The sequence below is a fragment of the Roseivirga spongicola genome, assembly GCF_034376045.1.
Classification (GTDB): Bacteria; Bacteroidota; Bacteroidia; order Cytophagales; family Cyclobacteriaceae; genus Roseivirga; species Roseivirga spongicola.
This window is the reverse complement of the sequence record NZ_CP139724.1, coordinates 2,010,745-2,023,140: the sequence shown is the minus strand read 5'-3', so window position 1 is coordinate 2,023,140 and position 12,396 is coordinate 2,010,745. Positions and strand designations below refer to the sequence as shown.

The 12,396-nt window shown below is 39.3% G+C and carries 11 protein-coding genes; 5 read left to right on the top strand and 6 right to left on the bottom strand.

All coding sequences use genetic code 11. The features are described 5' to 3' along the window. Positions 1-38 precede the first annotated feature (38 nt). From T7867_RS08960 to T7867_RS08950, 3 genes are read right to left on the bottom strand one after another with little or no spacing between them, the layout of a single operon-like run. On the bottom strand, positions 39-248 hold the full coding sequence (locus T7867_RS08960; protein ID WP_068218360.1) for a helix-turn-helix domain-containing protein: 210 nt from the start codon (positions 246-248) through the stop codon (positions 39-41). A 4-nt stretch (positions 249-252) separates the two neighbouring features. Further along, the gene (locus tag T7867_RS08955; protein WP_068218357.1) at positions 253-903 is read right to left on the bottom strand and encodes a DUF2975 domain-containing protein; all 651 of its coding nucleotides are present in this window, start codon (positions 901-903) and stop codon (positions 253-255) included. Positions 904-915: 12 nt separating this feature from the next. Continuing rightward, positions 916-1,557 (bottom strand): DUF2975 domain-containing protein, encoded by a 642-nt coding sequence (locus T7867_RS08950; RefSeq protein ID WP_068218354.1) that lies wholly within the window; start codon positions 1,555-1,557, stop codon positions 916-918. A 110-nt stretch (positions 1,558-1,667) separates the two neighbouring features. On the opposite strand from T7867_RS08950, the gene T7867_RS08945 reads away from it, so the two are divergent. Next, positions 1,668-4,565, top strand: a complete 2,898-nt coding sequence (locus T7867_RS08945) for an outer membrane beta-barrel protein (RefSeq protein WP_068218352.1) — start codon at positions 1,668-1,670, stop codon at positions 4,563-4,565. Between the two features lie 114 nt (positions 4,566-4,679). Then, complete coding sequence (locus T7867_RS08940; protein ID WP_157717551.1) at positions 4,680-7,394, top strand: TonB-dependent receptor; 2,715 nt, start codon at positions 4,680-4,682, stop codon at positions 7,392-7,394. Between the two features lie 31 nt (positions 7,395-7,425). Here the strand turns inward: T7867_RS08940 and T7867_RS08935 are convergent, their stop codons facing one another. From T7867_RS08935 to rocD, 3 genes are all read right to left on the bottom strand, one after another. Beyond that, positions 7,426-8,346 carry a sensor histidine kinase gene (locus tag T7867_RS08935; RefSeq protein ID WP_068218346.1) on the bottom strand — a complete coding sequence of 307 codons (921 nt, stop codon included), beginning with the start codon at positions 8,344-8,346 and terminating at the stop codon, positions 7,426-7,428. A 101-nt stretch (positions 8,347-8,447) separates the two neighbouring features. Further along, positions 8,448-8,654 (bottom strand): hypothetical protein, encoded by a 207-nt coding sequence (locus T7867_RS08930; RefSeq protein WP_068218343.1) that lies wholly within the window; start codon positions 8,652-8,654, stop codon positions 8,448-8,450. 122 nt (positions 8,655-8,776) lie between these two features. Further along, on the bottom strand, positions 8,777-10,057 hold the full coding sequence (gene rocD, locus T7867_RS08925; protein ID WP_407691168.1) for an ornithine--oxo-acid transaminase: 1,281 nt from the start codon (positions 10,055-10,057) through the stop codon (positions 8,777-8,779). Here rocD and T7867_RS08920 point away from each other — a divergent pair. The 3 genes from T7867_RS08920 to T7867_RS08910 are packed head-to-tail and all read left to right on the top strand — an operon-like array spanning position 10,026 to position 12,326. Continuing rightward, complete coding sequence (locus tag T7867_RS08920) at positions 10,026-10,295, top strand: DUF5522 domain-containing protein (protein WP_317038747.1); 270 nt, start codon at positions 10,026-10,028, stop codon at positions 10,293-10,295. The two genes, rocD and T7867_RS08920, sit on opposite strands and share 32 nt — an antisense overlap. Then, positions 10,292-10,831 (top strand): PH domain-containing protein, encoded by a 540-nt coding sequence (locus tag T7867_RS08915; protein WP_322300097.1) that lies wholly within the window; start codon positions 10,292-10,294, stop codon positions 10,829-10,831. The genes T7867_RS08920 and T7867_RS08915 overlap by 4 nt, the downstream gene beginning before the upstream one ends. Further along, a complete protein-coding gene (locus tag T7867_RS08910; protein WP_322300096.1) occupies positions 10,812-12,326 on the top strand; it encodes a PH domain-containing protein in 1,515 nt (504 codons plus the stop codon). The genes T7867_RS08915 and T7867_RS08910 overlap by 20 nt, the downstream gene beginning before the upstream one ends. Positions 12,327-12,396 lie beyond the last annotated feature (70 nt).

The window sequence follows — 12,396 nt, the reverse complement described above, 5'->3', positions numbered from 1 at the left end:
AAATTTTGCTCAAAGGTAATACTCAAAAAGCGGTTAATCTATTCATCTGGAGTGTATTCCAAAATATCTCCAGGTTGGCAATCCAAGGCATCGCAAATGGCTTCCAACGTACTAAAGCGTATGGCTTTAGCCTTTCCAGTTTTCAAAATAGAAAGGTTAGCGAGGGTTATTCCTACAATCTCAGCTAGCTCCTTACTTTGCATTTTTCGCTTGGCCAGCATCACATCTAGGTTTACAATTATCGCCATAGTTCTAGATGGTTAAGTCCTGTTCTTCTTTAAGGTTTACACCTTGTTTAAAGGCTTGAGCAAGAATGAAAACCATTAATGCTGTAAAGAAGAAGCTTTCAAATATGCTACCAGAAAACCCAACGGGAAAAGTTGTCAACCATGGCTTACCCAAGACTAATTTATTGTAAAAATATATTCCAATCCGATCTGACACATAATCGTGAATACTCAAAAAAAGAAATGCTGCCCCTATGTAATTCAGTCGTTTTACATTTTTGTAGGTAAAAAAGACATTCTTTTCCGCTGACCTGACCAACAGAAACATCATGTAAAGCAGAATTATATAACAAATCATTATAGGGATATCTAAAAGCAAGGCTTCTAACCTGCCAACTTCATCATAAACATTAAACGAAAAATCATTGACCGAAAGATTCATCTTATAGTCATTCAACTTATCGATGGCAGTTACTCTCTCTTTATTCAATGTAAAAACCTCATCCGTATTGTTTTTATATGGCAACGTAAAACTGAGCTGCTGATATTTATACTTAAATAGAATTCCGTAGGTATGAAAAAACAAGGCAAAAATGGGCAGAGCCATAGTGATCAACAACACCCATTTTACTACCACTAGTACAACTCGCTGTCTTGAAGTTTTAATCTTATTCATGGTTATGCTTATTTAAATAGTCAAATCCTGTTCTTCTTTCAACTTGAGGCCGTGTGCGAATGCTTCCGCAATAACCAAAACCAAAAGCCCAGTTATAAAAGTGGAAGTAAAAATATTTGGAAGCCTAAAAACCCAAAATGAACTCGTAGAGGTTAAGTCTGCACTAGTTAAAAAGTTCTCAAAAACCCACTGCTTAAAGAATGATCCTAGATAATCAACCAAGCCTGACAGAACAACTAATATTCCTATGATTCTCAGTCGCTTAACATTAAGATGACTAAAGAATTCATTACGCTTTGCGGAGTTGACTATTCCACTTAAAAGCACCAGAATATAAAAACAAATACTTGCATAAAGAGCAAAAGGAATATAGGTTAAATAGAGTCTATTGTCATGCAACCTAAAGGTTATAATATGTTCTGTAGGCTCTACATTTACAACCTCAAAAGCCGATTCAAATCCAGGGCTGGGTTCAACTTCTGGCTTAACTACCCAAGACTTATAATCTTCATTCAACCTCAAGGAAAACTGACCATCGTTAAAACCTGACCTTATCAGTACAATTAAAGCAACTATAAAGATTATAACTGAGATCCCTATAAAAGTATCTAAGACCCAACTAGAGCTTTTGATTACTAATCGATTCCATTTCATGTGTATTAAATTTTTCGAAACATAGTAATTATTTATTGTTTATCAATAAATAATAATCGAAAAACATCTCAATTAAACCTTCATAGACTTGCCTAAGTCTAAAGACCGATATGAAACTCAAGGTCATCACCATTTTAGTCGGACTACTGCTAGGCAGCTTTTCGGCCTCCGCTCAATACTGGGTAGTTAAAGGTTCCGTTGTAGATAGTACAGAAAATCTCCCTCTTCAATCGGCCACGGTTGTACTTACCAAGATTGCTGATTCAACCAAACGTGCTTTTTCCTCTACAGAGCTTGGGGAGTTCAGAATAACTGGTGTAACTAATGGAAAATATACGCTCCAAGTGAGCTTCGTGGGTTTCAAACCTTTTAACAAAGACATCACCATTGAAGATGCATCCGCAGACTTAGGGAAAATTAGCTTGGCTATGGACGCCACCTCATTGGAAGATATAACTGTTGAAGGTTTAGCAGATAGAGTTATTCAAAATGGAGACACTACAGAGTATAATTCTGAGGGCTACAAGGTAAACCCAGATGCAACAGCAGAAAATTTAATAGAAAAGCTACCTGGGGTGGTCATTCAAAATGGTCAAGTACAAGCTCAAGGGGAAAATGTGAGACGGGTTTTAGTAGATGGTCGTGAGTTTTTTGGAGACGACCCAAATGCGGCATTAAAAAACCTGCCTGCAGAAATTATTGAGCGTATTCAAATATACGATCAGGCTAGTGACCAAGCTCAGTTTACTGGCTTTATGGATGGCGAGACTAGCAAAACAATGAACATAATAACAAGAGCTAGCATGCGCAACGGTGAGTTTGGCAATGTATATGCTGGCGGTGGAACAGACGAAACCTATAATTTAGGCGGAAGCATCAACCTGTTCAGAGAGAAATCGAGAACCACTATTCTTGGTCAAATGAACAACATAAATATCCAAAACTTCTCAACCAGTGACTTGTTAGGAATTGCTTCGGGAGGTGGAAGAAGAGGTGCGGCAAGAGGTGGTGCTGGCGGCCGAGGCGGAGGAGCCGCTGGTGGTGGATTTGGTGGAGCCAGTGGTGGTTTTGCTAATGGAGGCAATGCCTCAAACTTTCTAGTGGGACAACAAGGAGGTATTTCTGAAACCAAATCTCTTGGCATCAACTATTCATATCAAGACAACGGCCCATTAAAGTTTAGTGGAAGTTACTTTTTTAATCAGTCAGACAATAATTCCGATGAATCAGTTTTCAGAGAGTACACATTAGAAAGGAATGAAGGCCAGACTTATGAAGAACAGAGCTTCTCTCCTAGTAGAAACATCAACCACAGGTTTAGTGGAGAATTAGAGTACACCATTGACGATAAAAACTCTATTATTATGCGGCCGCGATTTACTTTTCAAGACAACTCCGGTTCAGGAATAGTAGATGGAGCGACTATGCTCGATGGAAATCTACTGAACACTTCATACACCCAAAACACTTCTTATCTACAAGCTTTTAGCTTCAGCAATAACTTGCTTTATAGACATGCCTTTGAGAAAAGGGGAAGGACTTTCTCCATCAATTTAAACACAGGCTTGAACGAAAACTCTGGCGATAGCTACCTGCTTTCTGAGAATATCTTCTACAGCGGAAATGCTCAAAACGTAGAGCTCAATCAGTTTGGCGATCAAGAAGTAAAAGGCTTCAGTCTATCTACTAATGCTACTTATACCGAACCATTGACAGATAGAAGCCAATTGATGGCTAGCTATAACTATGGTTACCAATACAATGACTCTAGAAGAGAGAGTTTCGACTTCAATGAAGGAGCCAACGACTATACAGATTTAAACTCACTTCTCAGCAATACATTCGAAAATGACTATTTGACCCACAATACCTCACTCGGCTACAACCTTAGAGGTGAAAAGGGCACCCTAACCTTAAGAGCTGGCTATCAGTGGGCAATACTCGATAATGATCAGACCTTCCCTTTTGAGGATAACGTAGATAGAACTTTCGGCAACTTTATCCCATCTGTGGTTTATAGATACAGAATGGAGGGAGGTAGTAGCATTAACTTTAATTACCGCGCAAGCACTGATGCTCCAAGTGTAAGTCAGCTTCAGAATGTGGTTAACAATACCGACCCATTAAATATATCGGCTGGTAATCCTCAATTAGATCAGGCTTATCAGCACTCTGCAACCATTCGCTACAACAAGGTAAATAGGGAAACTAACCATGTGTTCTTTACTTTATTGAGCGGAAGCTATTCAGATAATAGAATTGGCACAAGTTCATATTTAGCAGGAAACACGGGAATGACTGTAGATGGAATTGATCTTCAACCAGGAGCCAGATACTCAAAACCAGTAAACTTAGATGGCTATTGGAACTTGAGAAGCTTCATTTCTTACGGAATGCCAATTGGAGCTATTAAGTCTAACCTCAACCTTACTGGTTCATTAGCTTACACCCAATCTCCTGAAATGATAAACGGAGAAGTAAACTATGCAAAAACTCCAACCATGGGGCTTGGCGTAGTATTAAGCAGCAACATTAGTGAAAATGTAGACTTTACAATTTCAAGCAATTCAAACTTCAATTCAGTAAGCAATACGTTGGAAAGCCAAACAGAAACCAATTACTTTAACCAAAACACAAGGCTAAGACTGAATTGGATTTTTGGTGACGGTTTTGTATTCAGAAATACAGTTAACCATACCGCTAACTCCGGTCTTTCAGAAGGCTTCAACCAGAATTTTGTGTTATGGAACATGGAGCTAGGTAAAAAGATGTTGAAGCAAAAAGCTGAACTAAAGCTTTCAGTTTTCGACCTGCTAAAGCAAAACCAAAGCATTACCAGAAATGTAACGGGTTCTTATATAGAAGATAATCAAACCCAAATTCTCACTCAATACTTCATGGTATCATTCATCTATAACATCAGAAGTTTTGGTCAAGGGCAAGACATTCCGTCAGACAGAATGGAAAGATTCCAGCAAATGAGGCAGAGGTTTGGTAGAGGAGGTTGATTCGGCACTAATAATGAGTAAGGTGAACCCATTGGTCACTTAAAACTCATATTTCACAACTATTAACTTAGGTATTTAAAAAGAATTCCTAAGTTAATAGTGTCGAAAACACTCATGAAATATTTATACACACTCACACTTCTCCTCTTTTTTCAACTTTTAAACGCCCAAGATTTTCAAATTAAGGGAACAGTTAAAGACAGTACCACCCAAGAAGTACTGCCTTATGCCAATGTAATCCTTAAAAACCCTAGTGACTCTATTCTTCGAACAGACATCACCAATAGCGAGGGCCAGTTCACTTTAGAAAAAGTAGAAAAAGGCCAATACACTTTGCACATCTCGTTTGTTGGCTTCACTCCCCATATTGATAGTATTGATTTAGATGCTAACCTTCAATTAGGAGACATCATCTTATCAGAAAGCAGTACCGAATTAGATGAACTCACCATTGAGGGAGAGGCCATTCCTGTGGTAGTAAAAAAAGACACGCTAGAATACAATGCCGCTGCTTTTACTGTGCCAGAAGGTTCTGAGCTAGAAGACCTTCTCAATAAAATGCCTGGGGTGGAGGTTAAAGATGGAACCATTACAGTTAATGGAAAGCGGATAGAAAAGCTGTTGGTTGACGGCAAACCTTTTTTCGATGGCCAGATTCAATCTGCGCTCAAGAATCTGCCTGCCGATTTTGCAAAGAAGATACAGTTTATAGAAGAAAAGTCTGAACAGGCGCAATTCAGTGGTACAGACGATGGGGAAAGAACTCAAACCATGAATGTGGTGAGTAAACCCGAAAAGCGCAAAGGATACTTTGGTAGAATAGGCGGAACACTCAGCCCACCAGACAGATATAACCTAAACGGGAGTCTAGGAGCGCTAAAAGGTGATAATCGATATAATTTGAGTGGAAGCATGAGCAACTTAGGCTCAGAGTCAAGTATATCAATTCCTTCAGGCATGAGCTCGGCAGATATGTCTAGAATAATGGCCATGCAGGGTGGCTCTGGAGGTATTGGCGGCAGCAGGTCACTAGGAGGGTCTTACTACAGAGAGTTTTCTGAAAAACTAGAAATAAACGCTTCATTAAGATGGAGCAATAGCGATTCGTTCAGTGAAACAGACATTACTCGCCAATACATTCAAAGTTCTGACCAAGGCAGGGTGTATACTGAACAGTCTGAAAGAAATAGAGAAAGCACAAACATTTCTACCTCGGTTTCCCTCAACTATAAACCCAGCAAAAAAGATCATTTCTCTATACGTCAGACATTTACTTCGGCAAACTCACTAAACTCCAATTGGAAAACAGGAGAAACCATATTGAATGGAGACTTTCTTAACTCAACGCTTAACAGGAGTTATATGGAAAACGAAAGAATTGGACTGGACACCAGACTTTCTTGGAGGCACAGGTTCAAAAAAGAAGGTAGAACATTCTCTTTCACCTTCGGTAATTCTTACAACAAGGCTGAGGGCACAGACTCCGTGAAATCACAAAATAGATTTGCGGATGGCAACATTCAAGAACAAGACTTCGACCAGATCTCTAACCCTGAAGATAATGCATCCGCCAGAACGGCATCAGTTACTTTTACAGAGAAAGTCGGTGAGAAAAGCAACCTCAGCTTTCGTTACAACTTCTCTCATGAGCAAGACAAAACAGAGCAGCTACTTCTAGACTTCAATGAAAATACTCAGGCTTATTCCGAGCTAGACCCGCTTCGCTCTAGTCAGTTTGAGTTAAACAACAAAGATCACAAATTCAATTTCACCTTTAACCTACCAATTAGTGAGAAGATATATATAGGACCAAGGTTGGCCTACAGAACTACCACAATACTAAACGATCAGGTTTACCCTAACGAAGTAGACACTAAGAATCAATTCAATGGTTTTACACCGAGTATTTCAATAGATGTGAGAGCAGAAAAGTCGGCTCAGTTAAGAGCTACAATATCCCGATCTATGCGAGTTCCGAGAGCAGAACAGCTCCAGAACGTTTTAGACAACAGCAACCCACTATTTCTTCGCCAAGGTAACCCAGATTTAAAGCAAGGCTTTACAAACAGCATAAACATTAGCTATTATAAGTTTGAAGAAGAGAGCGGTGTATATAGCTCTTTGAGTCTTTACGCGACATCCAGCGAAAATCAAACGACAAATTTCACCATTGTTGGCGATGGCACTAACAGCCCTAATGGAATAGACCTACCAATAGGCGCCAGGTACTCCAGACCTGTAAATATCTCAGGGGCTAAGAATATTAACTTTAGTGGCTCAACATCTATACCCTTATTGAAGAAAAAACTATCCTTAGCACTTAGAATCGGAGGCGACTATGCTTTCAATCCACAGTTTCTGAATGAAGTAAGACAGTCTTCAGAGTCTTTCGCATACTCCTTAGGTTTTGGCTTAGAAAGTAAGTTTTCTGAAAAGTTAGACCTTGGCTTAAGTGTTTTACCAAGGTATTCAATCATCAACAACTCAAGTCTGGAAGACCCAAGCAGCAGATATTTTGCTTGGAATGCTATGCTCAGAACAAAGTGGACAATTGCAGCCGACTTCTACCTCACGAGTAACATCAATTACTCTTATAATGGCGGAGTCAACAATCTGGGCAGCTTCGATCAGCTTATATGGAGTGCCTCTTTAGGAAAAAAGATACTGAAGAAAAAACTAGATCTTAACATTCAGGCAAATGATATTCTGAAGCAATTATCTGATCAAAACAGATCCATCAATTCAGAATATATTCAAAACTCCTCTACTATACTTCTAAGGCAAATCTTGAGGTTCAGCATTACCTATAAATTCAACAAGTTTGGGTAAATGAATTACTAGAGTCTTGGACTTCAGCACCCTAATCTTTATGCTCAGAATTAGGCCTTTTAAGAGGTGAAGCTTCGAGCGTAACCTTAAGTAAGTTTCCTTTATTATCTTTTCCTGGGCTTATACCTAATGATCCGTGAATCTGATTTAATCTCACCAAAATGTTTGCCCACCGGGTGCTTTTACCTTCACTGGGGTCAAATTGGCCCCCATCATCCTCTATTTGCAATTCAAAAACGCCATCATCTTCATGATTCAATTGAATAACAATTTGCTTAGTTGCTGAATTCTGAAGTATGTCCTTTATCCACTCTTGGGTTATCCGAAATAATGAAAGCTCAACGAGTGCAGACAGCCTAACATTGTTTCCACGAACCTGCACCTCACAATTCACCTTTTCTTCAGTAGTTAACCTACTTGCCAACTCTCTCAATGCAGAAACCAGCCCTCTCTTAATCAAAGATTGCGGCAACAAATCGAAGCTCATTCGATCTAGTTCTGCATTCATTTCATAAAGCACTGACCCCGCATTTTTATGTACTTCTAGAGGCTTTTCACGATCTGTAGATGAAGTCTCCTTTAGTTGAGAAAGATTAATCTCTAAAACGGAAATTAACCTACCAAAGCGATCGCGCAAATCTTCAGCTATGTGAGCTCTATCTTTTTCATAAGAAGCTATAACCTCATTGAGCTCAACCTCCTTTTGTTTCAGACTCTCCTCGTGTTTTTTTCGAAAGTCATTCCGTTTTAGCCTTTCTTTCCATAGCAAATAAACAAGTGCCAGAGATGCCAGCAGAGATACTAATAAAGCTAAGTAAATCAGGCCCTTTGGATTCTCTGTGCTGCTCAGAAACAACAACTGATTTGGTATGGAAAATACTTTACCAATATCTAAGCCTAGCACCCTCACATCTAACAAACCAACAAAAGCAAAGAGCCAACTGTAAAACAATATTTTCAATTCAAAGCCACATAATAGAAGGGTAAAAATAAGAAATGAGCGCACAAAAAAAGCCTCAAAACTGAGGCTTTCAATTATTTTTAAGAAGCTACCTAATTAGGCACTGAAACTTCTACTGTTTCTCTTTCTTCTACAACAGGTCTATGGTCGTTCTTCACTAACTCTTTTGCAACCTCCTCTTTAGGCGAAGCAACTTCTTCTTTAGTGAGTTTTAGGAACAATCCATAGCCAAATACCAGTATGGCCAGCGAAACGCTGATAAAATGTAAAATTCTACGACTTTTGGTTGAAGACAGCATGAGTGTTTAATTCTACACTAAGAACGCACTACTTGTGCAAAACCCTAAGTCTGAACACTACTTTTTTGTCGAAAACAGTCATTTTATTACATAAATGCCACACTTACTTCAATAAGTTTAACTTAACTCTCTGAACTTTCGAAGTCACGAATTGTATTTTCAATTATATCGCAACACTCGTGAAGCTGTTCTTCTGTCATTACCAACGGAGGTGCAAAACGAATAATGTTTCCGTGAGTTGGCTTAGCGAGTAACCCATTCTCTTTCAGCTTAACACAGATATTCCATGCTGTTGAACTGGTTGGTTCATCATTAATAACAATTGCATTGAGCAAGCCCTTACCTCTTACCAAAGCAACCAAGTCTGTAGTAGCAATGAACTTGTTCATTCGCTCACGGAAAATCTCTCCTAACCTTCTGGCATTTTGAGTGAGCTTCTCATCTCTAATTACTTCTAGAGCTGCCACTGCTACTGCACCAGCTACAGGGTTACCTCCAAAAGTAGAACCGTGAGTACCCGGAGTAATTACGTCCATTACTTCATCATTCGCCAAAACAGCAGATACAGGGTATACACCACCAGAAATAGCTTTACCAAGAATTAAAATGTCTGGCTGCGCATAAGTAGACTGCTTTTCGCAATGACCTTGGCAAGAACAGTTTCCACAAACAGCTAAAAGGCCACCAGTTCTACCAATACCCGTTTGAATTTCGTCTGCCATAAAAAGCACATTGTATTCCTTACAAAGCTTAGCCACATTTTGCATAAACTTTTCGTTCGGAACATTAACCCCGGCTTCTCCTTGAATAGGCTCAATCAACACCCCTACAATATTATTAAGCTGTAGAGCTTCTTCTAAAGCTTCTTTATCGTTGTACTGAATTTTTATGAAGCCATGGGTGTATGGACCAAAATTCCTTCTTGCGTCTTGGTCGCTAGAAAATGAAATAATGGTAGTTGTTCTTCCGTGAAAGTTTTGATCGAAGACAATGATTTTCCCTTCGTTCTCATCTACTCCTTTTTTCTCATAACCCCATTTTCTGGCAATTTTTATAGCGGTTTCTACAGCCTCGGCTCCAGTATTCATTGGCAACACCTTATCGAAGCCAAAGTATTCTGTTACATATTTTTCATACGGACCAAGTACATCATTGTAGAATGCTCTAGATGTTAGCGTTAACGTTTGTGCTTGTTCTGTCATAGCCCCAACAATTCTTGGGTGGCAATGCCCTTGGTTTACAGCACTATAGGCCGAAAGGAAATCGTAGTATTTTTTACCTTCAACATCCCACATGTAAACACCTTCTCCTTTAGAAAGCACCACTGGTAGTGGATGATAGTTATGAGCTCCGTGTTTATTTTCTAATGCTATGGCTTCTTTACTCGATTGTACTAATTCCATGATAGTTTACTTTAAATTTGTTCCTCCAAACAATACGAATCATTCAAAGGTATCAAAATCATTTCAGCCTGAAAACATGAGCAAACGTTCAAAGAAGCAAACGAACTTTGAAAGTAAAACCGAAGATTACTACATTGACGATAATGGCTTGCTAGTATTCACCGCACACTACCATAAAAAGAGAGGATATTGCTGCCAAAATGGTTGTAGACATTGCCCTTACGGATTTAAAAAATGACAAACACTTTTCAGAATTTGTCGGTAAACCTAGCCGAGCTACCAGAAGTAAAACAATCGGAGTTTCATGGTATTGAGAAAAAGTACCTCAAGGTTTCTCTAATTAGTAGAAGCCTGTGGTTTCTGGCCCTTATTATTAGCGCGGCCTGTATTATACTCTTCAATGACGATATAGACAAAGGTGTTTTTGAGTTTGGTGTTTCTATTGGCCCTATCTTACTTTTTTGGGTCTTTAGTCTGGTCTACGCGATAAAAGCATTCCCTAGAAAGCGTTATAGCTTGCGGGAAAAAGACATCATTTACACCAAAGGCTTACTATGGCAAACCAGAACTTCCATTCCTTTCAACAGAATTCAACATGCTGAAGTGAAGCAAGGGCCTATCGAAAGAATGTTTTCACTACACAGCCTTAAGGTATTTACTGCTGGAGGAGACAGCAGCGATTTGGTTATTCCTGGTTTGGAAGAGGAAAATGCCAGCCGCATTAAAGAATATATTATGGGAAAAACTGCATTAGATGGAACAGATCAGCAGTAAGTTCTCGCAACCATCTAGGCAATCTAGAGTGGCGATTGCCATTATTCTAATCAAGTTTATCCGGTTTACCATTCGAACCTTCTGGCCTATTGCCCTTAGTATTTTCATTGGCAGAAAGTCTGGCAGTTCGTTTCAAGACATTATAGGTTATGTGGCGCTCGGACTAGCAGCTTTTAACCTCATAGGATCAGTTCTTACCTATTTTCGCTTCTATTTCCATATTGAAGACGGAGCTTTTGTGATAGACAAAGGCGTATTGAAAAGGTCTAAAACCAACATTCCTTTCGAACGGATTCAAACCATCAATTTACAACAGAACATTGTTCATCAGATTTTTGGCGTAGTGAGTCTTGAGATTGACACTGCGGGAGCCAAAAAGTCCGAAATGACAATAGATGCACTTAAGAAAGAAGATGCGGAAGCACTGCGCCAATATATACTCGAAGAAAAAGATCAGCTTTCTGAAGTAGCGGCAACACCCGGCTCTACAGAACAGGTTGTTCAAGAGTCTTTTGAAGAAGATGTAATTCTTAAGCTAGACATAGGCGACCTAATCAAAATTGGAGTCAGCCAAAACCATCTGCGATCTATGGCTATCCTCTTCGCCTTTGTATTTTCCACGCTGAACGAGGTAACAGATAGTGTATCGGACATGGTAGAAGAACAGCTATCGGGATATCAAGAAGCCATACTCTCAAACGGATGGGTAGTATTTGCTGGTTCAGTAGTTATAGTCGGCATTATCTCATTTATATACTCACTAGTAAATACAGTTCTCAAAAACTTCGACCTAAAACTAACTACCAGAAAAGGTGGACTCAGAGTTATTAGAGGCTTACTAAACAAAGAGGAAATCTCCATCAACAAGTCTAAGGTTCAGAATATCTCGTGGTCAGATAATCCTTTGAGGAGAGCCTTTAAAATGTACACCATTCAAATTGAACAGGCTAGTAGTGCTCAGGCCGATCAGTTGAAGTCTAAGATTAAAATTCCTGGCAGCTATATGCAACAGGTTCGGCAGGTACTCGAGGTTGTTTTCCCTAAAGAATTCATTGCTGAGGGAGAAAAGCACAAGGTCAGTATTTTGCTTAAGTACCGTATATTTGTGTTTTCGGGCGTACTACCTGCATTAGTAGCTACTTCGGTAGCCCTTTATCATTTAGGAAATAATGGTTTATGGTTCTTAGTCTGGATTCCCATCATCTGGCTTACTACTTCTCTTTACTACAAGAAAAGGTCATTCGAGTTGAATGACGAAATGCTGACTAACAACAGAGGCACGTTCGGTAACTACCATGAGATATTTCAACTCTATAAAGTGCAAGCAGTTAGCATCAAACAAAGTTGGTATCAGAGAAGAAAGAATTTAGCGTCTGTAGTGTTTCATACTGCTGCTGGATCTCTCCGAATACCCTTTATTCCTTTACAGCAGGCAGAAGAGTTAGAGAACTTTGTGCTCTATAAAGTTGAAACGGACAGAAGAAAGTGGATGTAAAGCGGAATTTGCACCTTTTGAAAAAACCATCTTTCTTGGCTTATATTTTTTAAAGAATGTTGGCAGGTTA

What these genes read in the sequence shown, in the direction of transcription:
- T7867_RS08910 (WP_322300096.1), top strand. Translation starts at nt 10,812, where the DNA reads ATGGAACAGATCAGCAGTAAGTTCTCGCAACCATCTAGGCAATCTAGA.
- T7867_RS08915 (WP_322300097.1), top strand. Translation starts at nt 10,292, where the DNA reads ATGACAAACACTTTTCAGAATTTGTCGGTAAACCTAGCCGAGCTACCA.
- rocD (WP_407691168.1), bottom strand. Translation starts at nt 10,057, where the DNA reads ATGGAATTAGTACAATCGAGTAAAGAAGCCATAGCATTAGAAAATAAA.
- T7867_RS08940 (WP_157717551.1), top strand. Translation starts at nt 4,680, where the DNA reads ATGAAATATTTATACACACTCACACTTCTCCTCTTTTTTCAACTTTTA.
- T7867_RS08930 (WP_068218343.1), bottom strand. Translation starts at nt 8,654, where the DNA reads ATGCTGTCTTCAACCAAAAGTCGTAGAATTTTACATTTTATCAGCGTT.
- T7867_RS08920 (WP_317038747.1), top strand. Translation starts at nt 10,026, where the DNA reads ATGGCTTCTTTACTCGATTGTACTAATTCCATGATAGTTTACTTTAAA.
- T7867_RS08950 (WP_068218354.1), bottom strand. Translation starts at nt 1,557, where the DNA reads ATGAAATGGAATCGATTAGTAATCAAAAGCTCTAGTTGGGTCTTAGAT.
- T7867_RS08945 (WP_068218352.1), top strand. Translation starts at nt 1,668, where the DNA reads ATGAAACTCAAGGTCATCACCATTTTAGTCGGACTACTGCTAGGCAGC.
- T7867_RS08955 (WP_068218357.1), bottom strand. Translation starts at nt 903, where the DNA reads ATGAATAAGATTAAAACTTCAAGACAGCGAGTTGTACTAGTGGTAGTA.
- T7867_RS08960 (WP_068218360.1), bottom strand. Translation starts at nt 248, where the DNA reads ATGGCGATAATTGTAAACCTAGATGTGATGCTGGCCAAGCGAAAAATG.